Origin of the sequence: Deinococcus hopiensis KR-140 (genome assembly GCF_900176165.1) — a bacterium.
Classification (GTDB): domain Bacteria; phylum Deinococcota; class Deinococci; order Deinococcales; family Deinococcaceae; genus Deinococcus; species Deinococcus hopiensis.
In genome coordinates this window covers 1,801,201-1,825,817 of sequence record NZ_FWWU01000009.1, presented here as the reverse complement: position 1 = coordinate 1,825,817, position 24,617 = coordinate 1,801,201, and the positions used below count along the sequence as shown (strand labels likewise).

Sequence of the window (24,617 nt, the reverse complement as noted above, 5' to 3'; positions counted from 1 at the left end):
CGTGACGGCGGAGCAGTTGGCCGCACTGCTGCGCCTCGACTTCAGGCCCTCTGACCTGGGGGACACAGCAGACCAGTTCACGACCCGCCTGCAAGGGATCACCGAAGCGGCCGTCCAGCGTCCTGACACCACCGCCATCCAACAGGAGGCGGGGGCGCGTTACTCCCTCCTCAGCGCGCAACTCCGGCAGCTCACGCGCAAGCCTGAACGGTTGAAGGCAGCGAGTGGGGCAGAGGTGGAACAGGGCCTGGCCGCGCGGATCGCCGTGGTTCGTGCTGACCAGCAGGCGCAGCTCGCCCTGAGTGGTCTGAACACGGTGGCACTCACTTCCAGCCAGGTCAGCAGCGGCAGTGTGGCGATGGAGGCGACGTTCTGATGGACGAGCTCTCTCCCGAGATGCAGGCCACGCAGGACAGCTTTCAGGAGGCGCTGGGCGGCGAGGCTTGGTTCTTCTACCCGTACCGCCTGACGCCCTCCCCAGGGGTGCCGTTCTGGGGGAACGTCTGGGCCGCTGACCCACGTGGCCGAGCGTATGCCGCGGTGGTCCAGCGCTTTCCGGATCTTGCTGGGCAGGACGTCCGCTTCCTGACCGTCAGTCCGGAGGATGAGGCGCCGGGCGAGGGGGCAATCATTCCGCACGACGGCGGCCGGCTGACCTTGCTGTTCTGGGGGCAGTTGGATGCCACGAGTGGCGAGAGCATCGGCTGCTGCACCTGGAGCCTCTGATGTCCGGCATCGTCGACGATCTCCACAGCCGATTGACGGCAGCCCTGGGCAGCAGCATCCCTGTCCTGCGGCCTGAGCAGCAGCAAGAGCCACTGGCTGGCCGCAAGCCGGGGCAGTCGGGTGGCCTGAGTGTGTACCTCACGCAGCACCCACAGGGCTACGTGCAGCTCTACAACCCTGGGCCGGGGTTCACCATCAACGGCTGGTCTGACACGCAAACCCTCCAGGTTGACACCATCGCGCCTACTGACGCTCTTGCCCTGGGCCTTGCCGAGCGTGTCCGGTCCTTGATTGGCACCACGCCTCGCACCGGGAAACGGCGCCAGGTCGTCACACCTCCTTTCATCGCCAATTCCACAGATGGCTCCGCGCGGGCCGTCACCACCTACAACCTGCGCTCCGCGCACCCGAGGTAACAGCATGGATAGTGCAAAAATCCGGAACCCTGACACCCTCAACGCTGCGAACATCACCACGACGGGCACGCAAATCTTCGGCGTGCGCCCCGGCGACAACAAGCTCTTCACCGACTTCAACCTCATTGAGTCGGTCGAGTACAACCGCGACGAGCAAAAGCGCACCTTCAAGGGCAACCGCAAAGGCCTGCGTAAGACCTACAAGGAAGTGATCGACGAGAGCACCTTCAGCCTGACCTTCCAGACTGCCGGTGCGGGCGACGTGGCTATTCGCGAGTGGCACGTCGGCAAGCGCGCGATCAGCACGCCTGCCACCACGGCCAACTTCACGAACAACAAGGCGTATGTGGTTGGCGACCTGGTCACCGCTAACAGTCGCGTCTTCCGCGTCACGACTGCTGGCACCGCTGGGGCCTCGGCCCCGACCTGGAGCACGACCAAGGGCGCGACCGTCGTCAGCAACACCGTGGTGTTCACCGACATGGGCACGTCGACTGAGAACAGCGTGCTGGCGTTCTCGAATGACTCGGTGATCACCCAGGGGGCCTTCATCCTCGTGGCGAGCACCGAGGAATCGGACAACACGATCAGCATTGTGCGTGCCTTCCCCAACGGTTCTATCCAGGGCAACGGTGAGCCGCAGGTGCAGGAATTTGACGGCCTGCAGTTCCTGATGACTGCTGGCGCGAACACGGGGTGGACGCCCCCGACCTCCATTGGTGACTTCACCACGGCCAAGCCCGACGGCGTGATCTACGTCGTGCCCGCCTGGCGCACCGAAGAGATCGTCAACGCTCTGGCCGTCAGCCTCAGCAACTTCATCGGCGTCTAAACCTCACCGCACGGCCCGTCTCGATTGGGGCGGGCCGTCTTCAACCCAAAGCGAGACCCTTAAATGGACACCTACACGTTGCCTGTGGAGCTGACCGACAAGAGCACCGTGACCGTCCGCGCCTGGACCCTTGAGGAGATCGGCGCGAACGCATCGGATTTTGAGAAGTTGATTGACGCCTTGAATGCGCCTGTGACAGGGCAAGCTTCCCCTTTCCCTGTAGGAGTTGCCCCCCAGGTCCTTCGCCGCCTTCTGCTGCGTAGCCTGGTCGTTCCGGAGGATGCGGACCGTCTTCGTGCCCCAGATATCCCTGAGGTCCTTGAGGCCATTTACACGGTGAATGGGTTGCGTGAACTGACAAAAAAAGCGCTTGGGCTGAGGTTGCAACGGCAGGAGGCGCAACGGGAGGCCCTGGAGAGGCTGACGCCTCCCCGCCCCCTCCACCCCTCAGCCTGATCGACCGGGCCATGGAGTACATGCCCTACGCCGAGGTGATGACCACGCCACACGTCGCCCTTGCCGCTCGTCTTGCCGCCCTGGAGCGGGCTCGGTACCGTGCCCTGGCCGAGGAGGCTGAATTGCTGGCCATGGTGGGCGAGATCAGCTGGGGGCAAGAGGTCGTGGGCACCATGCCCACCAGCAAGCAGGATTACAAGATCGTTGACACGCCCTTCCGGCGCTACTTGCGCAACCTGCGCCGCAAGAGCGAGGGGCTGCCCGAGCAGGAACTGGAAGTCGAGAAGGTTGAACGGCGTAAGGGAGTGGCGAAGAAGATGGCGGCGGCCCTGCTTGCTTGAGGTGACGTATGACGGGACGGTTGGTTCGGAAGGGCTCGAAGACTGTGTTCGCCCGTCGTGCGGCGCAACTCCAGACAGCGCTCGATGCCATAGCGAGGAAGGTGGCTGCGGAGGGCGAGAGACACGCCCAACGGGGCGCGTACTTGAACATCTACGGCACGGTCCCCGGGCACGTCTACGTGCGCTCCAACCACCTGTTCAACAGCATCTACAGCAACGGGTCCGCCGTCATGGGGGCCGTGCTCGTCGAACTGGGCGACCGAGCGGACTACGCCTCAGACGTTGAGTACGGCACCGGCCCATATACCCTCACGCAGCAGCAGTTGGACGCCTACCTCAAGACCCTGCCTCCTGGAGGACTGTTGCGGTTCGGACGCACTGGCCAGGCCTACATGCTGCCTGGGCCGTACATCGGGCCTGCGCTGCAACTCGTGAGGTACCGAACGCAGGTCGAGGTGCGTGATTTGATGAGGCGGCTCTGGGCGTGAGGTCTTTCGGGCTACGCAAGTTGTTTGTGAAGGCCGTGCGGGCGGTACGGTGATCTGATAAAGGATCAACTGGCACGTTCTACTCTGAGCGCTGTTGTGGCCCGAGCCATCGACGCGTGGCTGGAGCGGGCGCTGCTCGGAGGAGGTGTGGCTGACCATGGTGCCCTACTACGAACGCATCGTGACGATGGCTGGACCGCTGGGCACGGGCTCATAGTGGCTAGTAAGCAAGATCGGTCGGGCCTATCAACCATCATGCCTACCCAAGCAGGGTCGTCCCTTAGGAGGCGACCTGTGTTAGGGTGGATTTGAGAAAAAATCTCAAATTTCGGAGGTGTGACCATGGTTATTCAGTTCAGTGTGAGAAATTTTCGATCAATCAGAGGGTTGGCCACCTTAGATTTTGTTGCTTCAAAGATAAAATCAAGGGATCCTAGAATTGATGTTAATAATGTAGTTGATCTTGGAAAAATAAAAATTTTAAAGTCAATTGCTATATATGGTGCTAATGCTAGCGGCAAGAGTAACATATTCAAAGCATTGGAATTTATGGGCAAGCTTATTACGTTTGATTCAACCAGATCGCAAATAGGCGACCCTATTAAGGTTGAACCCTTTATGTTGGACGAAACTGGTCGAAAAGAGACAAGTTTATTTGAACTTATATTCATAATAGATGATATTAAATATAGATATGGATTTGAAGTTAACGATAAAGAAGTGATGGAAGAGTGGTTGTATTGGACCCCTAAAAATCATGAGAGAAAAATTTTCTATCGAGATTCGGGCAGCATCTCTCATGGAACTGATTTTTACGATGCCAATCAGATTAAAAGGTTTGTTAGGAATAACGCACTCTTTTTGCCAATCGCGGCGCAGTTTAATGCAGAGATACCTAAGAACGTGCTTCAGTTTTTTCGTCGATTATTCTTTCTCAGGGGTTCTGACAAAGCTATTAGAGGATTAAGTGTTAGATTTCTAGAACAAGGAATGATGAAAGATGAAATACAAGATGTCCTCAGGGCAGCTGACTTACACATAGAAGACTTCGCCTTGGGAGAGAAATGGAATGATGTAGATGAGGAAGAAGGTGATGAAGAGGAAACAAGTGTTAAGCAATTTCGAATGGCATCCAATAGAAAGATTATTACAATACACCATAAGTATAATGATGAAGGAGAAGTAGTAGGGACTGAAAGCTTTGACTTGGAGAAGAATGAGTCAAGTGGTACCCAGAAGATATTTGCACTTTCTGGATTATTAATAGCGGCATTAAAAAGCGGAGGAATTCTATTTGTAGATGAAGTAGATTCGCAGCTTCATCCACTTATAACAAAATCATTAATTAAAATGTTTAACTCCCAGGAGAGAAACCCAAATGGCGCTCAACTTGTTTTCATTACACACGATACCAGTCTGCTTGATTCTAAAATCCTTAGAAGAGATCAAATATGGTTTGCCGAGAAGGATAAAATTGGATCGACTGAAATATACTCTCTGGCTGATTACGAGGGTGATGGTAAGAAGATAAGAAATGATGCTTCCTTCGAAAAGGATTATATATCAGGTAGATACGGGGCCATTCCGTATCTAGGTGCGTTTGATTTTAATACTACAAAGAAGGCTATAAAAAATGACTAAGGGGAGGAAGGCTGCTCGTGAAATAGGAAAAAAAAGACCTTCCAGAAAAATAAAAAAGACTTATTTAATTGTTTGCGAAGGAGTAAAAACTGAACCGAACTACTTTATGGAGATGCGAAGAGAGCACAAGTTGGCAATAAGTGTTGAGGTGTGCGGCACGGGTTGCAATACCATTAGCTTAATTGCGGAGGCAGCAAAAATCGTTAAATCATCTGGCATTAATTTTGACCAAATATGGTGTGTTTTTGATAAGGACGATTTTCCTGCTGACAACTTTGATAATGCTATTAATAAAGCTAACTCCCACGGATTTAGACTGGCATGGTCAAATGAATGTTTTGAACTTTGGTATCTTCTCCACTTCAGATACACGACAGCCCATTTGCCTAGAGAGAGCATATATCGAGATTTAACTTCTAGGGTTGAAGGTAGCTATGAAAAAAACAGACAAGGAATGTACAAATTTCTACTTCCTGAACAGAAGACAGCTATAAAAAACGCTAAGAAGCTGGAGGTCTATCATATCGCTAACGGCTCAACTCCTTCGGGATCTAATCCTCTTACAAAAGTTTACGAGCTTGTCGAAGAACTAATAAGCCAAATAGAAGAATAAGATTGGCGACCTACGTTTATGTGGCATTGCTTATTGTAAGTGAGCTCCTCCGCCTGGCGAGAATTTGTCATTGGAGATAGTGCGACAGACATGGCCACACCCTCAAGGCGGGGGTTTGTCATTCCAGGGAGGAACCTCTGCCCTCAGGCCTCACGCGCACCGCCAGCAAAAGCCCCCGCTCGGAAGGCGGGGGTTTGTCATTGGGGGGAGGAACATGGGGAACTTTGTGCAACTGACTGGCGTATCTCTCGATGAGAACTGTTGGAGGCGCAGAGTGAAATTGGAAAAAGCTGTTCAGTTACTTCTTTACGTGGGACTATTTTTTATCCTCATGGGCGCTTTAATACCGAAAATTCTTCTCTTAACACAATTGGGGATAGGGTTGCTTGCGTTTAGCCTTGCGTCAGGTTTCTTTATCTCTGGGTTTAATAGTTGGGAAAGGATGAGCCTTCTATTTCGCCTAATATATGTTGCCGTTGTGGCGGTATTCTCCGTGCTCGCCTACTTTGCGATTAGAATGTATATTCAATAGTTTGAGACATTGAATGCCCCCGCTCGAAAGGCGGAGGTGAAGTTTTGGAAGGGGAGGTGCTTATGTCAGTTCAGACAGACGAACCGTAGGGACGCGTGATGATCTCAAAACCATGCCCAGCGGGATCTTTGAAGTAGACACCACGCCCGCCATGGTGTGTGTTGATCTGTCCAGGAAGAGTGCCTTGCGGATCGGCCCAGTGCTCCAACCCACTCAACTGCATCCGTTCGTAAATCTGGTCAAAAGTGGGGTCATCAACCAGGAAGGCGAAGTGCTGCATCTGAATCTCTGGTATCCCTGGCTCCGCGAATTGGAGATGTACGCCTTCTTCAAGCGTGACGCTGGCAAACGGCCCCCAAAAGGTGGGTTCAGACAACCCGAATAGCTGCGCGAAGAAGGACGCGGATGCGTGCCGGTCGTGGGCGGCGATGATGGCGTGGTTGAATTGAACGCTCATTCGAGCAACTCCTGGCGCAGTGTCACGATGTCTCAAGCAGCCGGATATCGGAACGCAACGCTCGCCTGAAGTGTAAGGAGTCGAGAATGCTCTCGCAAGCCTGCTGGTAAACCTGCTTGGCGTAAAAACTCCGCTCGGAGGCGGGGGTGAAGTTTTGGGGGAAGGAGAGGTGCGTTTTGGCAAAATTGCCGTTCTGCAACTCGCTTATTCCCTGGGCCAGGACGCCTTGTCCTGCTCGTTGAGGACATGATCAAGCCGATGGAAACTCTGGTGGATGTGCTGTCTATTTCGTCTCGGAGGCTAGCGACTGAGAAGAACGGCAAGAAGAGCCAGTACTGCTGGGATGACTTGAACGAAAAGAATACGCCTGGAAACAGTTGCAGTGCCGTACAGCCCGGCAATAATCACGCACATCAGGAAGAATATTTTTAATGGAGGAGCCAACGCTGCTGGTGCCAGCAATGACCAGAGGAGTCCAGCGACCAAGAAGCCGTTATAGACTCCCTGATTTGCAGCCAGCACCCTCGTGGTCTGGGCCTCTTCAGCTGTGGTACCGAAGGCTGCACGTCCGCGAGGATGCGTCCAAAGAAACATCTCTAAGATCACGATGTAAACGTGAATAAGGGCAACAAGAAGAATGAGTCCCATTGAGAGTATGTGCATCATGGCCTTCCTAGGGAGAGATGGGGAATGCGGAAGTACTGTCACTACGCCTTCTCGTGTTCGTCAGGGACGTACTTAGAGAGGCGGACAAGCCCTACTCCTGCTTCCGGAGGATACATGCTACCAATCACCCCTATCCGCCCTCTTGGCGTCACCCGTGCTCGCCAGACCGTCCAGAAGCTCACTGGAAGGCGGAGGGAGGCCAAGGAAGCGAGGGCTTACGCCGAATGCTGGTATCAAGCTATTCGGGCATGGAAGGTGCGGACCGTGCAGCTTCCCAGTCCTGGTGACGGGCGGTATCAACCGGACGACCTGGACTTCCTAACGCTCGGCATGGGCGGCCCGATCACGGCCACTTACCTACAGACGCCTATTGGTGACTGTACGGAGCATGAGGTAGCGACGGTGATCAAAGAGCTGCTGGGCAGCGGAGTACCTGACCACCGAGCCATAGGGCAACTTTTGGACCGGCTGCGAGGAACTTACCGGACTCCAGTGACCCTCTTGCGGGAGTGCGGACGCTGGCAACCAGATATGGCTCGGCACGCCGCTTATGCTGTCGCGGTGCTGACCCTGGCCGTGCGGTTAGGCGACGGGCACGCAGAAGCGCCACTGGCAAGAGCCAGAGCCGACCAACAGGGGAGGGTGGCAGAAAAGGTGGGAACTGAGTAGACTAACCGTACAGTCCAGAAAGTGTTGATACGCCCCAGGAGGGCGATTTTTTGTTGGGGGCTCATCCATTTGGCGGATGTTCCTCCTGAGTGTCGTAGGTACACTAACTCCATCCCACAATCGAGCCGACCGGGTGAAGTCGGAGGGCAGCCCTCGGATAGGGGGCTTTTTGCTGTCTCACCACGCTAGACCTGACGCTAAGGCATGGTTTCCAGTCGCCCTCCAGCCTGCTTATCTTTAGACTGGTTAAGGTCAGAAAGTGCAGGGGACAACTTGACGAAGCACGGTCATACACCGTGCTTTTTCTTTGTAGGGGGCGCACAATCCGGTATCATATAACTATGTTATTCTGTTATCAACTAAATCAGGCTCTCTTTTTCGCCTCTAGCGATTATTAGGGAGTCGTAAATCGGGATTCCTCGAGAGGGTGCGATGGCTAGAGCAGATTTGATCAAGAAGATGTTCAAAAGCTATGCCACCGGACAGCATGACGCGTTCATGGAGGCAGCTCAAGACGTTATTCTTGATGAACGTAAAAAACAGCATGTTGTCTTGGCTAATGAGCTGACACGGCTATTGAACGGAGCATCAACTACGCGACCTGATTTTCCCCTTGCTAGCCTACAGCCCGTACCTCGAGATCCCGAAAAGGGCCTACCTCTTTTTGACATAAAGACTCCGCAAAAGCGAATGGAGGATCTGTTTACTACTAAGGGGCAGGAACAAGCTCTTTGGGACGTGATGAATGAATTCAAGCAGTGGGAAATATTAGAAATGTATAGCTTGAAGCCTGCGCAAAAATTGCTTTTTTGTGGACCACCAGGGTGCGGTAAAACTATTACTGCCGAGGCTATAGCAAGCGAATTGGGTCTTCCTATGCTATATGTCCGGTTTGATGGTTTGGTGTCCAGTTTATTGGGTGAAACGGCCTCGAATTTGTCGCGCGTTTTTGAATATGTGACACGTGGTCAATGGGTCGTATTTTTTGATGAATTTGATGCTATAGGCCGTTCTCGTGATGATAGTACTGAGCACGGAGAGTTGAAGCGAGTCGTAAATGCTTTTTTGCAGATGCTAGACAGATTTGAAGGTAGATCCCTTGTAATAGCGGCGACAAATTTCGAGCAGGCGCTTGACCCTGCTCTATGGCGTCGTTTTGATGAGGTATTTCGTTTTGAAAAGCCAGATGAAGAAACAATTCTTCGCTTACTCACTCGCCTACTCAAAAGAAATTTGAAGAAGACAAACATTCTTCCAAGTATAAGCAGGGAGCTTGTTGGATTTAGCCATGCTGACGTTGAGCGCATTTGTCTTGATGCAATCAAGCGGACAGTGCTAGCCGGTGGGATGTACGTTGAGGAACAAGACTTAATTCGTGCCGTTGCTAAGCAGCGCGATCGCCAGAAAATTCTAAATTTTCGTCACAGCACGACTTCTCCTACTGTTGACGAGGAATAACTGTGCCAGAACAACTTGATCATCTCATCTTACAGCGCCTCAAAGAAAGCGAAACTCGAAGACCCGAACGCCCGGCGTTTGGTGCATCTCCTCCACTTAGGTCGAACCAGAGAGAGCACCAAGGCGCTATTGCGATGCAGATGCATGCAGCAGTTGAAAGACCGACTAGGATTAGGCCTTCTCAAGTAGAGGTGACAAATCTTTTAGTTCTTGAGATGAGTTTTTTGGGGATAGATGAGCGTCAGCAGTTAGAGGATAAATTCCAAGCATTTATTGTGTCTGAAAGTAATACAGAAGAAGCTGATATGGGGGCTCGTTATGAAATTAGCCTCCATTTTTCTAATTCGGATTATGCTCATGCCTTTTTAGAAGAATGGAGCCGTGGGCCGTACACCAGCATGGGTTTTGTTGTGTCTCCTGAGCGTGCAAGTTTAGGAATACCGAGCGATAAAAAATACGTTTTGAGCCACCCAGAAAGAAGCAGCCTGATTAATCTAATAGAAGAAAGTTTTATTCTGCAGGTAGAAGGTTTGGATATTGAGAGAGTCAATTCCAGAAAAATAAGAAGTTCTCAGAAAAATCTTTACAAATTTATTGTGCAATTTACCAGTTTAGTGGATCAGCAGCACTTCATAGATGAGGCAAATCTGTATGCTCAAGGTAATACACAGAACTCCTTCTTGACTGCTGTACAACGTGCGAATCTTTTTGATGCTTTGCAGAGTGTGCGATCATTATCCCCCGAAGATAAAATGGGACCACGCTTGAGGGAGAAATTCGATCAGATCGGAGAGGACACTTTTTTCTTTGATGTAGACCTTTGGCATCCTGGTGAAAACTTGAATATCTCTCAATATAAGCAGAGCTTTAGGACGATTGTGCAGCAATTAGAGGGGCGGGTGCCAGGCGGTCCTCAAGAAATAGCAGGCAGTCTGTTAGTAGCTAAAGTGCAAGGGAACCGCGATCTTCTTAGTGAGTTGCTCACCTTAGATATGGTGTCATGGATCGACCTCCCCCCCTCTGTCAATTTCGATAGTTTCACGCCAATAGATGACGCAATTGAATTGCCCGACTTAAGTCAATTATCTACGACAGAGATGCCCTTGGCGGCAATAATTGATTCTGGTATTGTTTCTGGCCATCCTTTCCTCAGCGGACTTGTAGTAGATGCGATAGATTTTTCTTCGGGCGAAGGCACGCCTGCTGACTTGCATGGTCATGGAACGCAGGTTGCCGGAGTTGTTGTTTATGGAGATCTTACTGAAGGATTAACTACGGGGAAGTGGGAACCTAAAGTCCGAGTCTTAAGTGGTAAGGTGCTGAGAAATAATCCTGACGGCACTGGCGGAGTCATCTTTGCGGAAGATGAACGGGCTAGTATACAGATGGCCGATGCAATACGTACACTTCACGATACTTATGGGTGTCGAGTATTTAATCTTTCGATAAATGAAAATCATCGAGTTTATAGAGGAGGAAGGCAGTCGGAATGGGCACTCATGCTGGATGATATAGCTAGAGAGCTCAATATAGTTGTTGTGGTTTCTTCGGGTAATGCCATTCCAGAAATACCATCCTCGTTTATGCGAACTGAGCTAGGTAGGGATTTACTGGAAATTCAGACTTCGGAAAGACACGCTATTGCTGATCCAGCTTCTGGAGCAAATGTTTTAACAGTTGGTTCGATCGCTCGCAGAGATGAGCCCTCTGTACACCCAAATGTTTTTGAAAGAGATCCTTCGCCCATTGTTCCAGTAGAATCGGAAATGCCCTCTCCCTTTACGAGAACTGGCAATGTTCTTGATAAAGGCTCTGGCCTTGTAAGGCAGGTCAAGCCTGAATTGGTGTCGTATGGAGGCAACTATTCTATTACTTCCACTGGCGGCGTCTGGGCTAGATGGAAAGATAACGATCGAAATTTGGCAGAAGTCCTTCTCAACCACAACTTTCCAACTGGCTCACTTTTGACTCTCGGTTGGGGAACTAGCTTTGCTGCTCCTCAAGTAACTCATGTATGTGCTCAAGTCGAACACCAATTGCGCAGAATATTTCATCCTATGGGTAAAATCCCGTCTGCCAATTTAGTTCGTGCAATTACTGTTCATAGTGCTTCTATTCCACAAGAAATACAAGTTAAGCTAACAAATGGTTTAACAGAAGGGGCAGGGCAGAGAAGGTTACGTCGATTTTTTGGTTATGGTAGGCCCTCTATAGATAAGGCCTTATTTTCGGATACAAACAGAGTGCTTCTAGTGGCTGATGATTTGATTGCGAGTGGTAAGTATCATATTTATGAACTAGAGCTTCCTGAAAACTTTGTGCGTAATAGGGGGCGTAGAAAAATAAGAGCTACTCTCGCCTTCGATCCACCAGTGAGGAACACTCGTAAGACTTATGTTGCTCGTACAATGTGGATGAAGATGTGTCGTGGACTTACGCCAAGTGAGATAGATAGCATTCGATCTACAGGTGGCAGTGGAAGTGTCGCATTCGGGAGTAATCAATTGCTCAATATGAAGCCAACTGGAGAGCTACTAAGTTGGTCAACCGTCCAATCAAATATTTTTGAAACAACTCGTGCGCAAGTGCTGGAAACATGCAGGCACAGCGACGGTAAATATAAAATCCATCTGATAGTGGGTTGCGAAGAAGAATTCCCGGGCTATGAAGAGGATTTACAACGCTATGGTCTTGTCGTGTCACTTGAGCACGAGGATGCACAAATTTCTCTGTATCAAGAGGTGCAGGCCAGTATTACCGTACAGGCAAGAGCACAGATGCGCTCTCAATCTCGCGTAAGATCTCGATCTTCATAATTATTGAATTAGAGAAATCTCCCGCAGTAATTGCGGGAGCCACTTTTTGTAATTGTAGGGGGACAATGGCAATAGCGTCTCAGCGCGCGACAATCCAGTAAAGGGATGTCTCACACCTGTAAGGTCACACGTTTTTTTTGGGGACGGCGACGAGTTCGAGGTCTAGGGCGTCAAGGATGCCTCGCAAGGCTTCGATCTGCTCCCTGCTCTTAATCTCCAAGCCCAAAGAGTTGCCCCCTTCTTTGAGTTGCACACTCCCCACCATTCCATCGGGTGTAAGGATGCTCCAGCTCCCCCCTTGAAGTTTCTGAAGAGCAAAATCCGTTCTACGGGGCAGCGCGGGCGGACGCCGCTTTGGAGGGGCCTTTGTGCCTCGGGCATCTCTCTTTTGAGGCTTGTCAATAAAGTAGGCCAGCAGATAGCCCTTTTGCTTCTCTGTCAACTCAAACCATTCCCCAACCACTCGGCGCTCGGAGAACATGCTATGAAGAAACTGCTCTGTGCGGCGGGCATCGTCCACTTTCAATACGCCAGCCACCACCACATCAGTTCCAAATTCTTTACCAACCTGCTTGGCGCGAAATTCAGGGTCAAGGGAAATTCCGATCTTGAGTAGGTGCGTGTTCTTGTCTTCCAGCACATAGACGAACTGGGTCATGGCCGCACCACTTCCAAGAGATCGCCTATCTCCACACGCTTACCTGTTAATTTCTCCAATCCCTCCACTAACTTGCTCAGGGTGTCAAATTGCACGCCCTCCATATCGCCCTGTGCGATGGCATAGGTAGTTGTGCGTGACAGCCCTGATGCCTTCCATAGCGCGTATGCGGTCTTGTTGTTGCTGTCCAAAAACTCTTTTACCTTCCAGCGCACGATCACCCTCCTAGTGTGGGCTCTCCGGCCCTAAGGAAATATTACCAGACCTCTTGCACTATTACCAGAGGGCTGGTAATATATGGATACCAAGAAGGCGAACGCCCTAGGAAGCAAGGCCTTCTTGGAATCCCTGTAAGGAAGTGGATCAATGCAAGAGTACGCTAGCAGCACTGACAAAGTTCCGACGCCCGACACCATCACGACGGCAGATGGCCGGGTTTGGGTACGCCAGGAGAACCCTTTCAGCCGGGGCTTCATCACCGAGTACGCCTGCGGGCGTTACCGGGCGAACCTCATGACCTACCGGCACAGCGCCCAGGTTCGCTTCATGAGCACCAACGGCAAGAGCTTGGAGATGGTCGCGTGAATGGGGAGGCGGCGACCGCCCCCCTTTACCGCAAGTGCGATTCCTGCGGTACTCCCAATGGCGTGATTTACCACCACCGGGAGGGCCACGTTGAGCATTACTGCCCTCGGTGCGCCCAGCGTTATGCCCTCTACGACACTGCGTATTTCCAGTTGGAAGCCCAGGTGCGGTTGGCGGTTGAGGCGTGGGTCGGTATCTGGGGAACCAGCCCCGGAATCATTGATTTGAGCGAGCAACTGGGCCAGATCGGCGGGAAGTTGCTCGATGAGTACAAGGCGGGGACGCTCGCTCAGGAGGGAGTTCAACCCTTCCGCCTCGCAGCCTGAGTAAGTAAACCGGCAGCACCCGTTGAAACACACGGGTGCGCCCCTTACCTGCGCCGACTCAGGCGGGAGGGTCTATGCACCTACCAATACTGGCAACCCCGATTTTTGAAGGCAGCCCACTCAGGACCGTGGAGCGCGACGGTGAACTCTGGTTCGTTGGGCGTGATGTGGCCCAGGCCCTCGGTTACAAGAAGCCCCGCAACGCCCTGGCCGCTCATGTGGATGCCGACGAAAAGACGACTGTTCGCCTCCATGTGACGCCCCAAAACAGGGCCTCAGATACCGCCATCACATCCCGCGCCCGCCATACCCAAGAAGTTGTAGTCATCTCCGAAGTCGGGGTCTATGGCCTCATCATGGGCAGCGAACTGGAACAGGCCCGCCCCTTCAAGAAGTGGGTGAAGTTGCTCATCCAGCGCTACCGCCAAGGCGACATCACGTTGGCCGATGAAGTGTTGCAGAGGAACACGAATGCTGCTGATGCCGCTTGGCTGGCTGCGAGAGCCGCCGTCAAAGCTGGCCGGGCCGAACTCATGGACGTGCTGCATGTTTGGCACGCCCCAGAGAACCGCCTGATCGAGAACGTGAGCAAGCTCGTGACCCGCGCTGTCATCGGACGCAGCCCAGCCGAGTACCGCGAGGCGCACGGCCTAAAGAAGTCGGCACCTATCCGCGACCACTTCAGCCAAGCGCAGCTCGCAGACGTGCGCTGGCTGGAAAGCAAATTGGCTGCCGTCCTAATTGCCAAACAGCCCAGTGACCACAAGGAGGCGTATCAGGCTTGCAAGCACGCTGTGCAGGTCATCTACGGGGTGATCCATGCTCAGGAGTAACGATGCCTACCGGAGCAAGCACAAACGCCGGGCTGTGAAGTACGGCGCGCGGGGCAGCTTCGACAAGTGGGATGTGCAGATGCGGCTTGATAAGCAGAAAGGGCTCTGTCATTACTGCGGGGAGAAACTGGATTGGGTTGGGAAGCGTAAGTATCAAGTAGATCACTTCGTACCGCTGAGCCGGGGAGGGAGCAACTTCATGTCAAACATCGTTCTCGCCTGCCCGGAGTGCAACCGGGAGAAGGCCGATAAGTTCCCCTGGGAGTTCCGGCCCGCACGGTTCGAGGTCGGGTGCAAGCGTGACTCCTGAGGTGCGGCGTTGCACGAAGTGTGGGGAGGAGAAGCTTGCCACTCGCGAATTTTTTTATGGAAACAAAAAGGATCGATTGGGCTTGCATTCTTATTGCAAATCATGCTTCAGGACCAAGCAGCAGAAGTACTCAGCTAGCAACCGAGAGGCGGTGCGCGCTGGCAACCGTGCCGCACATGCCAAATATCGGGCGGAACGTCTGGTTTACAAGAAGCGGCGGTACGAAGCTCTTAAGGAGGCGATGCTTGGTGACCCGACTCTGCGGGACCGAGTGCAAATTGTACGACGCAAGAAGTCTGCCTCATGGCGTGCTGCTAATATAAATAAATCAAGGGAATTATATAGAAAGGCCAATCATACAGAGAGGGGCCGTCTCAGACAAAAGGCTTGGCGGGCGCGCGACTATGCATTAGACCCTGAGAAATACCGCGCAAGGGAGCAAAACTATCGAGCACGGCGGCTAGCTGCGCCTGGTAGTTTTACTTCTTGGGATATACATCTAATAATGAAAAAACAAAGGGGCGGCTGTTTTTACTGTGGGGAGAGGCTTGGGAGGGAGGCTTGGCATATAGACCACTTCATCCCTCTAGCAAGAGGTGGCACCAATTACCCCGAAAACCTTGTTGCTGCTTGCGCCACATGCAACCTCTCTAAAAACGCAAAAATGCCCTGGGAGTTTATGCCTGATCGCTTCCCCGTCCCATAGCCAGCAGCCCGCCTTAGCGCGGGCTTCTTTATTTGAGGAGCTTGGATTTGGCGCGTTCGTAGTCGGCCTCAGAGATTTTCCCGGCAGCACGAAGGTCTGAGAGGGCAGCCAACTCCTCGCTGAGGGGGCGAGCAGGGGCGGGCGCAATAGGGGGAGCAGCAATGGACCCACTAGAGACGGCCCGAGAGCGTTTTACGAGGTAATAGGGGAACGTTGCAATCCAGAGGAATATCCCGCTCAGGACCCAGGCTGCAGCACCGTTGTTGGCACTGTAAGGCTTACTATCCACAGCGATTTTGTGTTGCGCAGAGTCATAACCCATCCAGATCGTTGTCCCAAGGACGATGGCCACCATCAGTTCAAGCATGGCTTTACCTTAGCTTTTGCCCCTAACAAGAGTGGCACAACATGACCAGAAAACAACATCACCGCCCTTCGGGGCGGCTTTTCATTCCCCGAAAGGAGGTGCTAAATGGCTACCTTGCAAGACACCTATCTCCTCGATGTCAACAACGCCCTTGTGCAATTAGGCCGCGTTGATACCGAACTAACCCGCCTAGCCGCAGTGCGTAACATCAGTTTGAACACCAGCGGCATAACGCGTGCCCTCTCCCAGGTCGCCGCTCTCCGCGCACAGCTCGGCAGCCTAGGCGGGACCAATACCCGCACCATCACCCTCCGCATGGCCACTCCTGGCCTCCCCGCAGCCTCTGCGGCCCTCTTGAACACTGAGCGCAGCGTCATGCGCCTCACGGCAGCCGCGGGAGCCAATCTGGGTATGTCGCAGCGCCTCTCGGGCGTGTTCGCCTTCATCCCTGGACCGCTCGGATTATTCGCATCGGCGGCAAGTACGGCTACGGTGGCCCTCAATGGACTGACGACTGCTCAACGGCTTAATACAGTAGGCTCGTTTGCTCTGGTTGGGGGACTGGCGGCTATTGGGGTAGCGGCGGCCAGTTTGGCTTCTCACGGCATCAAGCAGCTCAATGATTTTCAAGCAGCCGTAAACACTTTGAATGCTCAAGGCGAAGGTCTTGGGAATGGCCTTGATGCTCGCGTGCGGCTGCTCCAATCTCAAGGCGGTAGAGTTGCGCAACAATTCAATCGGGCTGAGCTGGGAACAGGCATTGCGGACCTGACAAAACAAGGGCTGGCAGAAGCTGATGCTATAAAACTGGTAGCCACTAGCTACAAATTGGCAGCAGCGGAGGGGCAGTCGCTCACAGAAAGCAGCAGTCTGCTTCTTGCGAACCTACGCCAGTTTGGCCTGGATGGCCCAAAAGCCGCAGCGGAAGCAGCGCATTTTGGCGATGTATTTGCAAAGGGATCACTGCTTGCAGCATCAGGAGCCAAAGAATTACAGCAGGGGTTATCCGTTGTGGGGCCAATAGCTGCTCGTGCTGGATTCTCGATCGAAGAGACGACTGCAAATTTGGTTGCCTTGGATAATACTGGGCTCAAAGCAAGTACGATTGGAGCAAACGCATTTAGAGCTGTTTTGTTGGCTCTGGCCAGCCCTACGGGTGTTGCGAGCCAGGAAATTAAAAAGCTCGGCGTTGAAATGAAGAATGCGGATGGCTCTGCCCGTAATGTGCGTGACATCTTAATTGATTTACGCAAGGCAGCTGCCGTATCTGGTGATTCTTACGACTCGGCAACTCAGGCGACTATTCGTCAAGCGGATAGCGTAGAAGCGGCCAGTAAGATTTTTCGCTCTAGAGGAATCGTCGGCTTCCTTAATATGAGAGATAGTGTAGAAAAATACAATAACGCCTTGAAAGAAGGAGAAGGAGCATTAAACCAGTACGCGAAAGCTATGACGGAAGGCGCAGGGAAAGCAACAGAAAGATTGCGCAACGCCGTTGATGATTTGGCACTAACTTTCGCGCAGCAGTTTAGCTCAAAGCTGGGCAACACTATTGATTCCATAGCTAAATTGGTCCGCCAAATGGACCTACTGCTAAATAATCGAGAAACATTTAAGGCTTATGCAACCGCCTTGGTCGTTGGCTTTGGTGCTATTACTACTGCCATGATTTTGAACGGCCAAGCAGCTCGGCTGCTCCTGGCTGATTCCAGTTTTGCTGGCTTGGTGGCCCTATATCGCGCTTCGGTTGCCGCGCAACTCTTTACGAAGGTGGCGGCAGGCTTACGGGCTGTGGCGCTGGCTAGTGCCATTGGCTTCAATACCGGAGGAGTTATTGGATTCGTCGGCGCGTTAAATGCTATTCCCGTTGCCGCCGCATCCGCATTAGCAGGTATTGCCCTTCTGGCAGGGGGCTTAGCTGCATATGCGCTTAAGTTCTCTGCGGATACACGAGCTATCGTAGATCAGACTGAAAAGGTCTTGGAGGATCAGTTCGAAGGGATGATGGCCCGCGTCAAGGAACTGCGTGGCCAGGGCAAGCTCGGCAACCTGAAAGCCAACCAGCTCCTCACCATCAACCTTCGTTACAACTTCGAGAACAGCGACGAGCGCAACAAGGAGCTTGATGCACGCCTCCTTGGATTGAAAAAAGAGATTCAGGCCGAGACAGACGCCGAAGCGGCACGCCTCGCGGCCTCAAAAAGCAAGAGAACGGACGTTGCGGCGACTGCTGAACAGACCGAAGCCTATGACGGTCTTCTCCAGAAACTCGACGATCTGAAAACGAAGTTCAGCGAGAGCGGCACAACCACTTTCCAGAAGAATTTGCAGGACGCCCGCAAGAGCCTCGCCGACTTCAACAAAGAAGTCGATAAGCTCCTGGAGAAGGGTGAACTCACTCCGCTCCAGGGGGCAGCCCTTAAAAAGCGTGCCCAAACCGATCAGGGAGCCATTCTCCAGGGCATCACCGACCGCCAGCTTAAAGAGGATGGCGAGACCCGCATCAAGCACGAGCGAGCCGTCCAAGATGCCCAGCTTGCCTTGGTGAAAGATGGCCGGCAACGCCGCCAGGTCGAATTGCAGCGCCAGGTGGACGACGTTAAGAAGGCTTACGGCGAGGAGATCAAGACCGCCCTTCAGAACGCGAAAAGCGCCCCCACCCCCGCGGCGCGCCGCCAGTTCCAGGAAAACGCTGGCGAGCTCCAGCGCAAGCAGGCCGAAGAAGTCGCAGCCATTCAGCGCAAGGGGAACCAAGATCTGGTTGAGATTGACCAGGAGCGGCTGCGGAGCGTTCGCGCGGCTCAGCAGCAGGTGCTTGAAGCCCAGGCAACGGGTAGCGCTGCTCGCATCCGACTGGTCGAGCAGGAACGTGACCGGGACCTCGCGCTGGCCGGCGAGAACGTCCAGGCGAAACTGGCCATTGAGGAGCACTACGGACCCGTCCTCGCGCAGATGGAGCAGGAGCGCATCCGGGTCAGTGGAGAGGCCCAGCGTGCGGCCCTCAAGCAGACCCTTGATCAGGAACTCAAACAAGCGGAAACCGCTGGTAACCGACGTGGCGAGCTGGAAACAGCGGCCCGCCAGAAGTACCTGACCAATCTCGGCAACCTCGAACTCAGCCAGCAGGCCGAATTGGGCACGGCTCTCCTGGCACAGGACAAGCGTGTTCAGGAAGAACGCCTGACCATCTACAAGGAGAGCCTCGCCAAACGCCTGGAGGGCCTGGAGGACGCCACCGGAAGGGAAATTGCGTCCTTGGGACGCACCCTACAAGCCGAGCGCGCGAAGGCCCTGGCATCAGGCGACGGTGGCAAGGTGGCGGCCATTGATTCGGCCCTCGAAACCATCACGAAGCAGGCCAGCGAGAATGCCCGTGACTTTGCGCATCAGCTCTCCGACAGCAGCGACCGGGCCCTGGAGCTGCGGGACCGTCTGGCGGGGATCGATCAGACGGCGCTGGGCAAGGCGCGTTCCTCGGCCGCCTCTCCCTTCAACGAGATTCTGAAGGGAGCCAACAAAGAGATCGCCGACCTCCAGAAGAGCTTTGCCAAGCTGACCCCACAGCAACAGTTGGGGGACGCGGGGCGCCAGATGCAGTCCCGCATGAATGACCTGAACGGCATCGTGCAGGACGCAAATGCCCGTCGCAACGTCGCCGTGCTGCAGGCTGACCAGGCCTTCTACCGCAAGCAGCAAGACGATGCAGAAGCAGCGGCCTTGAAGCTCGCGAAGACCCGCTTTGAGGCCGGGAAGAACGTTGACACAGCGGGTTACCAGCAGGCCCTCGCCGTCGATCATCAGTACTGGAACAACCGCCTCTTCCAAACGAACGAGGGTCTGAGGCGGATTGACGCAGCCCTTAAAAAGGCGAAGACCCCACAGGAGCGCGGGCAACTGGAAGGCCAGCGCACCGAGCTGGAAGGCCAGCAGGACACCATCCAGCAGAACCTGGCCGGGAATGACCAGGAGCGCGCCCGGGTCCTGGAACTCATCAAGAACCGCATCAAGGATGCCCGCGACTATGCCCGGGAAGAAGCTGTCTCTCAACTGAACCTGGCAAGCACGGAGAAAGGCCGTGCTACTGCCCGCGCCCATCTTCTGAACATCGATCAGAACCGCCTCGCCGCCATTGACCAGGAACTGGCAACCCTGCGAGCGACGGGGGGTACCCAGGAAGACATCCTTGCTCTGGAGCGCGAGCAGCTCACCCTCCGGGACAACCTCAAACAGTACGGCGACGACGACCGGCAACGGGCACAGCAGCAGGTTGCTACCCAACGCAGTCAGCTTCAAACCACCCTGGATCTGGCCAAGGGAGATGAGGCGCGCACCCGTGCACGTGCTGACCTCCTGCGCTTCGATCAGGAACGCCTTGCGGTGACTGACTCGGAGCTCGCCAATGCTCAGGCAAACGGGGCCACATATGAGCGCATCAACGAGCTCACCGAGCGCCGCGCCGGCCTTCAGGAGAGCATCACGAGGTTGGAGGACGACGAACGCGCTGCGGTAGACGCACTCCTTGCCTCTCGCCTCTCGCTGACGGGTGCCGAACTGGACTACGAGCAGGCCATCGCCCGCAGTGATGCAGCTGTCACCCGTGGGTTGCAGGACCGCCTCGCTTATACGGCGCAGGAAATCGCGGACATTGACCGGCGAATTGGCCTTGCCCAGGAGAACGCTGATGGCGAGGCAGTCATCAACGCGCTTATGAGCGAGCGCCTCCAGAAACAGGCCCAGATGGAGGCCCAGGCTCGAGACTTGGCCCGCCGTCCGCTTGACATCGCTGAACAGCAGCTCGCGGTCACTGAGAGCGAGGTGAAGCTGCGCGACATTCTGGCCCACCGCGCCGGGGATGCACTGCTCAGTGCGCAGCGCAACCTGGAAGTGACTCGGGACAGCATCAAGAGCCTGCAGGCCCGGATCAATAAGGAGGGAGAGGGGGCGCTCTCCGACGAGGAACGGCGTCAGGCGCAGGTGAAGCTGAACGAGCTGCTCGGTCAAGAGCAGCAAGAACGCGACGCGATTGTCGAGGCGCAGTTTGCCCAGCGGGCAGCGCAGGATGACCTACTGCAAAGCCAGGTCAAACTGGCGGACGCCCTTGCACGAGTGGGCGACAACGCGGTGGTGGTGGCGGCCCGCAATCTGAGCGCCACCCAGCAGAGCATCGCCCTCCTCCGGCAACGTCTCGCGGTTGAAGGTGACGGTCAGCTGGTGGGGGACGCCCGTACCAAAGCTCAGACCGAGCTGAATGGGCTGCTCACCACCGAAATCGAGCAACGTCGGGCCCTCGCCCGTGCGCCGCTTGAGCTTGCGGCCGAGCAACTTTCCCTGTTGGAAAGCCAAGTCAAGCTCCGCGACACCCTCGCCGGCCTGGACGACAACGCCGTCCTGAGTGCCCAGCGTCAGTTGCAAGCCACGCGGGACGAGATCAGCCTTCAGCAGCAGAGGCTTGCAGCCTCTGGGGACGCCGCTCTCTCTCCTGAGGAGCGGGTTAAAGCCCAGGAGAAGCTCAATGGGCTCCTGGCGACTGAGGTGCAGCAGCGCCGTGCTGTTGCTCAGGCTGAACTCGATCAGGCAGCTCGTCAACGCTCCATCCTTGACAGCGAGGTCAAACTCGCCACGCTCCTGGCAGGACAAGACGATGGGGTGACCACCGCCCGCCAAGACCTCGAAGCGTTGGAACGCCAATTGGTTGCCCAGCGTGATCTGGTGGCGAATGGCGAGCGACTGGGACGGACCGCCGAGCAACGTCTGCAGGACCAGGAGCGTCTCGTTCAGCTTGAGACCGACGAGGTGGCCAAGGTTCGGGCGGTGGGAGCAGCCCTGCGCGGGCAGGCAGACCAAGCGCGTCAACTGGTGGACGCGCAAGACCGGTTGAGTCGAGCTCGGGCGGGGCAGGACGATGCGGTCAGCGGTGCACGCGCTGAGCTGGAGGGGATTCAACGGCAACTGGTCCAGGCCAGGCGCAACCTGCTTGACTCCACGCTCACGCCTCAGCAACGGGTGGAGACCGAGCGCCAGATCGTGGATCTCCAAACCAGCGAGGTAGAGGGTTACCGCAAGATCGTCGACGCGCAGCAGGAGAGCTTCAGGAAAGACCAGCAGCGGGAGGTGCAGGCCAGGAGGCTTGCGCTGACTCGCTCGCGCCTTGCTGACGATCCTGTGGCCATCGCGCGGCTGGAGTTGCTGGACACCCAGCAGCAACTGGCATTTGAGCGGGAGGTGGAACGCACAGCGAGCACAGTCGAGCGGCAGCGTGCAGCAGCTGATCGGATTTCGGGTCTGCTCCAGCAGGAAGAAGACGGGGTGCGAAAGCTCGGCTCTGCCTATGTGGAGGCTGCCCAACGTTCTGTGGACATGATCGGCGCCCGTCGGAAGGCAGAGTTGGAGCTTGCCGGTCTCGCTGACGATGCGGTGCTTTCGGCCCAACTTGAACTGGATGTCACCACCCGACAATTGGGGCTGGATCAGGACCGGCTGAAACGGGCCGACGAGTTACACCTGACCCTGCGCGAGCGCGAGGACCTCGAACTTCGTATTGAACAAACGCAGGCCCGGCAGGTGACTCAGGAACGCTCTCTCCTGCTCGCAGAGCGGGAGCGTGTGCGGGTATTGGAGTCTCTCTCTGACAGCACCCGTAATCTCCGCCTCGAAAGTGCAACTCCAAGCGACAATCCGGTCACTGAGGCCACCCGTAGGTTGGAGGAGGCCACCACCATCCGCGCCCGAGCACAGCGCACCTTGCAGGAAGCTCAGGCTGACCTCCTGGCAAACCCGATGGACCCCAAGCGGATCGACGCCCTCAAGGCGGCCCAGGACGGCTACACCAGCGCGATCAGCGGCTCTCGGAAGGCTGTCGAGGGGCTTTCCTCGGCCTATCGCGAGCAGCTCGGGCTGATCACTGGCGTGCAGGAGGCCACTCAACGCCTCGCCAACAGCGTCCAGCCTACTCCCGAGGGTCAGAAACCCAAGATCGATACGAACCTGGAAATTGACCGCTTCCAGGCCATCCAGGAGAGGAGGAACGCGGCCTTCCAGCGCTTGCAGGCTGCCATGCGGACCGGCGACGACAAGCTGATCACGAAGGCCTTGAACGACTTCAACCCTCTCGACGAACGCATTCGCAAGCAGCAAGCCCTACTCAAAGACGCAGGCATCTCGGTGTCGCTGGACAACGAGTTGCCGATCAAGGACCTGCTCAAGCAACTCGAACGCCGGGGCGTGCAGCAAGAACGCGAGGCCACGCAGCTCGAGCAGCAGGCCGCCATTGCGGACCAGAACTCGAAGACGGTGGACCAGTTCGGTCAGTTCTCTGCCTCTTTCGGGGAGAGCGTGCAACGGTTGATCGAGAGTCAGCAGGAAGCCCAGGCCACGCCGCCTGCCTCCCCCTCACCCACACCTGCGGCTCCCTCCTTGCCCACTCCCGGCCCCACGACCTATACCTTCGACGGCCAGACGTTCTACACCGCGGAGGCGTTGGAGGCGTACAAGCGGGAGTGGTACCGGCGAAACAACCCGCAGTACTACTTCAATCAAGACGCCATCGCACGAGCTGCCATAAAACCTGCCGATGTGCAGCAAGCTGTGACGGCTCTCGTACAGGACGTCTTGAGTGCCACGGTCCCTCGCCGTGACTCAGGTGTACCCAGCGGGGATATCAACAGCGTGAGCAACATCAGGAACGTCACGTACAACGACGAGGTGAACATCGGCCCGGTCACCGTGGTGGCGGCCCCCGGGGAGTCTCCCGAGCAGCTCTACGACAAGATTCAGTCCGTCGCTAGAACTCGCAAGCGCAGAACAGGAGATTGCTGATGCCCGCGCTCACCGAATACCTCCAGATCGCGGGCCACACGTTCCCCTGGCTCCCACCAGGCAGCGCCGTGGCTCGGGAAACGCCAGTTGCCAGCAAAACGCAGTTCACCCTCGGCGGCGCGCGTGTGCGTACCATGGCGCCTCCGTCAGGCGAGGTCATCTTTCGGGTGCAGTCCCCCGAGGGCTACGTGATTCCAAACGACATCAAGGAAGCTTTGGAAGCCCTGTGGCCTGTGGGCGGCTTTGGGATGGTGGAGACCTACAGCCGCCCCTCGGTCACGCGCACGTGGACGAACTGCATGTTCGAGGACGAACCGAAGTTCGTCGAGTACGTCGGTCGCCTGGAAGGACCAGACGGGGACTGGCTCGAACAGTACGGCGGCGTGCTCTGGACCTATGACCTGGCCATTGCCGGATACCCCAGCTAGGAGGCGTTCCCTTGCCTGCAAAACTCGAATCGTTCGCGCTGGATGGCACCACGCACGTCTCCCTCGTGGAACTTGGGGTCGTGGTGCCTGGCGCTTCCAGCCTGAGCACCACCGACTTCCTGGTGAAGAACACCGGAGACGTGGCCTACCCGACTGGCGTGCAGGTCGTGGTGGCTGCGTCCGGCAGCAGTCCGGCCTACGCCTGGATCTCCGGTACCGCCGTACACCGCGACGCCAGCGACAACGTGATCGCCAGCCACAACTTCACCGGCAATACACCCGCTAATTTCACGGACCCCTTCGGGGTTGGCCACACCTTGATCGTGCAATCCATCGCCACGGTGCCCCCGGCCGCCCCCTTGAACGAGGTTGGGTTCGTCTTCCGGTGGCTCATTCAGCAGCGCCCCTCGTGAGGAGGTGACCCCGCCTGACCATCCTGATTCTCTCGGTTCCCCAGACTCCCACTCCCCAGCCCACC

Annotated in this window: 25 protein-coding genes; 20 read left to right on the top strand and 5 right to left on the bottom strand. The window is 55.4% G+C overall.

The genetic code is table 11. The annotated features are described in order from the left end of the window. Position 1 precedes the first annotated feature (1 nt). From B9A95_RS22420 to B9A95_RS22380, 10 genes are all read left to right on the top strand, one after another. Positions 2 to 376 carry a hypothetical protein gene (locus B9A95_RS22420; RefSeq protein ID WP_084049303.1) on the top strand — a complete coding sequence of 125 codons (375 nt, stop codon included), beginning with the start codon at positions 2 to 4 and terminating at the stop codon, positions 374 to 376. Further along, on the top strand, positions 376 to 726 hold the full coding sequence (locus B9A95_RS22415; RefSeq protein WP_084049302.1) for a hypothetical protein: 351 nt from the start codon (positions 376 to 378) through the stop codon (positions 724 to 726). Before B9A95_RS22420 ends, B9A95_RS22415 begins: the two co-directional genes overlap by 1 nt. Further along, entirely contained in the window at positions 726 to 1,142 is a 417-nt protein-coding gene (locus tag B9A95_RS22410) for a hypothetical protein (protein ID WP_084049301.1), read from the top strand. The genes B9A95_RS22415 and B9A95_RS22410 overlap by 1 nt, the downstream gene beginning before the upstream one ends. A gap of 4 nt (positions 1,143 to 1,146) precedes the next feature. Beyond that, entirely contained in the window at positions 1,147 to 1,974 is an 828-nt protein-coding gene (locus B9A95_RS22405; protein ID WP_084049300.1) for a hypothetical protein, read from the top strand. 63 nt (positions 1,975 to 2,037) lie between these two features. Next, positions 2,038 to 2,430 (top strand): hypothetical protein, encoded by a 393-nt coding sequence (locus B9A95_RS22400; RefSeq protein ID WP_084049299.1) that lies wholly within the window; start codon positions 2,038 to 2,040, stop codon positions 2,428 to 2,430. 11 nt (positions 2,431 to 2,441) lie between these two features. Next, a complete protein-coding gene (locus B9A95_RS22395) occupies positions 2,442 to 2,771 on the top strand; it encodes a hypothetical protein (protein WP_139806943.1) in 330 nt (109 codons plus the stop codon). A gap of 8 nt (positions 2,772 to 2,779) precedes the next feature. Then, positions 2,780 to 3,259, top strand: coding sequence for a hypothetical protein (locus B9A95_RS22390; RefSeq protein ID WP_084049297.1), 480 nt, complete (start codon positions 2,780 to 2,782; stop codon positions 3,257 to 3,259). 94 nt (positions 3,260 to 3,353) lie between these two features. Next, the gene (locus tag B9A95_RS36400) at positions 3,354 to 3,476 is read left to right on the top strand and encodes a hypothetical protein (protein WP_281255889.1); all 123 of its coding nucleotides are present in this window, start codon (positions 3,354 to 3,356) and stop codon (positions 3,474 to 3,476) included. Positions 3,477 to 3,601: 125 nt separating this feature from the next. Next, entirely contained in the window at positions 3,602 to 4,900 is a 1,299-nt protein-coding gene (locus tag B9A95_RS22385) for an AAA family ATPase (protein ID WP_084049296.1), read from the top strand. Next, entirely contained in the window at positions 4,893 to 5,513 is a 621-nt protein-coding gene (locus tag B9A95_RS22380; protein ID WP_084049295.1) for an RloB family protein, read from the top strand. Before B9A95_RS22385 ends, B9A95_RS22380 begins: the two co-directional genes overlap by 8 nt. A 602-nt stretch (positions 5,514 to 6,115) precedes the next feature. Here B9A95_RS22380 and B9A95_RS22370 read toward each other — a convergent pair. Beyond that, on the bottom strand, positions 6,116 to 6,502 hold the full coding sequence (locus B9A95_RS22370) for a VOC family protein (RefSeq protein ID WP_084049293.1): 387 nt from the start codon (positions 6,500 to 6,502) through the stop codon (positions 6,116 to 6,118). Between the two features lie 300 nt (positions 6,503 to 6,802). After that, complete coding sequence (locus tag B9A95_RS22365; RefSeq protein ID WP_245808438.1) at positions 6,803 to 7,168, bottom strand: DUF1304 domain-containing protein; 366 nt, start codon at positions 7,166 to 7,168, stop codon at positions 6,803 to 6,805. A 1,116-nt stretch (positions 7,169 to 8,284) separates the two neighbouring features. Here B9A95_RS22365 and B9A95_RS22355 point away from each other — a divergent pair. Then, on the top strand, positions 8,285 to 9,295 hold the full coding sequence (locus tag B9A95_RS22355; RefSeq protein ID WP_212648371.1) for an AAA family ATPase: 1,011 nt from the start codon (positions 8,285 to 8,287) through the stop codon (positions 9,293 to 9,295). Between the two features lie 2 nt (positions 9,296 to 9,297). After that, positions 9,298 to 12,111 carry a S8 family peptidase gene (locus B9A95_RS22350; protein WP_139806941.1) on the top strand — a complete coding sequence of 938 codons (2,814 nt, stop codon included), beginning with the start codon at positions 9,298 to 9,300 and terminating at the stop codon, positions 12,109 to 12,111. A gap of 124 nt (positions 12,112 to 12,235) precedes the next feature. Here B9A95_RS22350 and B9A95_RS22345 read toward each other — a convergent pair whose 3' ends face one another. Next, positions 12,236 to 12,769 carry a GIY-YIG nuclease family protein gene (locus B9A95_RS22345; protein WP_084049290.1) on the bottom strand — a complete coding sequence of 178 codons (534 nt, stop codon included), beginning with the start codon at positions 12,767 to 12,769 and terminating at the stop codon, positions 12,236 to 12,238. Next, entirely contained in the window at positions 12,766 to 12,990 is a 225-nt protein-coding gene (locus tag B9A95_RS22340; protein ID WP_084049289.1) for a helix-turn-helix domain-containing protein, read from the bottom strand. Before B9A95_RS22340 ends, B9A95_RS22345 begins: the two co-directional genes overlap by 4 nt. Before the next feature lie 145 nt (positions 12,991 to 13,135). Between B9A95_RS22340 and B9A95_RS22335 the strand changes: the two genes are divergently transcribed. From B9A95_RS22335 to B9A95_RS37265, 5 genes are all read left to right on the top strand, one after another. Continuing rightward, entirely contained in the window at positions 13,136 to 13,354 is a 219-nt protein-coding gene (locus tag B9A95_RS22335) for a hypothetical protein (RefSeq protein WP_084049288.1), read from the top strand. After that, entirely contained in the window at positions 13,351 to 13,680 is a 330-nt protein-coding gene (locus tag B9A95_RS22330) for a hypothetical protein (protein ID WP_084049287.1), read from the top strand. Before B9A95_RS22335 ends, B9A95_RS22330 begins: the two co-directional genes overlap by 4 nt. Before the next feature lie 128 nt (positions 13,681 to 13,808). Next, complete coding sequence (locus B9A95_RS22325) at positions 13,809 to 14,513, top strand: BRO-N domain-containing protein (protein WP_170928745.1); 705 nt, start codon at positions 13,809 to 13,811, stop codon at positions 14,511 to 14,513. Further along, a complete protein-coding gene (locus B9A95_RS22320) occupies positions 14,500 to 14,823 on the top strand; it encodes an HNH endonuclease (protein WP_084049285.1) in 324 nt (107 codons plus the stop codon). Before B9A95_RS22325 ends, B9A95_RS22320 begins: the two co-directional genes overlap by 14 nt. 241 nt (positions 14,824 to 15,064) lie before the next feature. Continuing rightward, positions 15,065 to 15,529 carry an HNH endonuclease gene (locus B9A95_RS37265; protein WP_084049284.1) on the top strand — a complete coding sequence of 155 codons (465 nt, stop codon included), beginning with the start codon at positions 15,065 to 15,067 and terminating at the stop codon, positions 15,527 to 15,529. Positions 15,530 to 15,557: 28 nt separating this feature from the next. Here B9A95_RS37265 and B9A95_RS22310 read toward each other — a convergent pair whose 3' ends face one another. Next, on the bottom strand, positions 15,558 to 15,896 hold the full coding sequence (locus B9A95_RS22310) for an SHOCT domain-containing protein (RefSeq protein WP_084049283.1): 339 nt from the start codon (positions 15,894 to 15,896) through the stop codon (positions 15,558 to 15,560). 375 nt (positions 15,897 to 16,271) lie between these two features. On the opposite strand from B9A95_RS22310, the gene B9A95_RS22305 reads away from it, so the two are divergent. Genes B9A95_RS22305 through B9A95_RS22295 form a run of 3 tightly spaced genes read left to right on the top strand, consistent with a single transcriptional unit; the run spans position 16,272 to position 24,552 of the window. Next, positions 16,272 to 23,711: a phage tail tape measure protein gene (locus tag B9A95_RS22305; RefSeq protein WP_212648370.1), complete on the top strand. Its 7,440-nt coding sequence runs from the start codon at positions 16,272 to 16,274 to the stop codon at positions 23,709 to 23,711. Beyond that, complete coding sequence (locus B9A95_RS22300) at positions 23,711 to 24,139, top strand: hypothetical protein (protein WP_084049281.1); 429 nt, start codon at positions 23,711 to 23,713, stop codon at positions 24,137 to 24,139. Before B9A95_RS22305 ends, B9A95_RS22300 begins: the two co-directional genes overlap by 1 nt. 11 nt (positions 24,140 to 24,150) lie before the next feature. Next, positions 24,151 to 24,552 carry a hypothetical protein gene (locus B9A95_RS22295; protein WP_084049280.1) on the top strand — a complete coding sequence of 134 codons (402 nt, stop codon included), beginning with the start codon at positions 24,151 to 24,153 and terminating at the stop codon, positions 24,550 to 24,552. Positions 24,553 to 24,617: the final 65 nt, after the last annotated feature.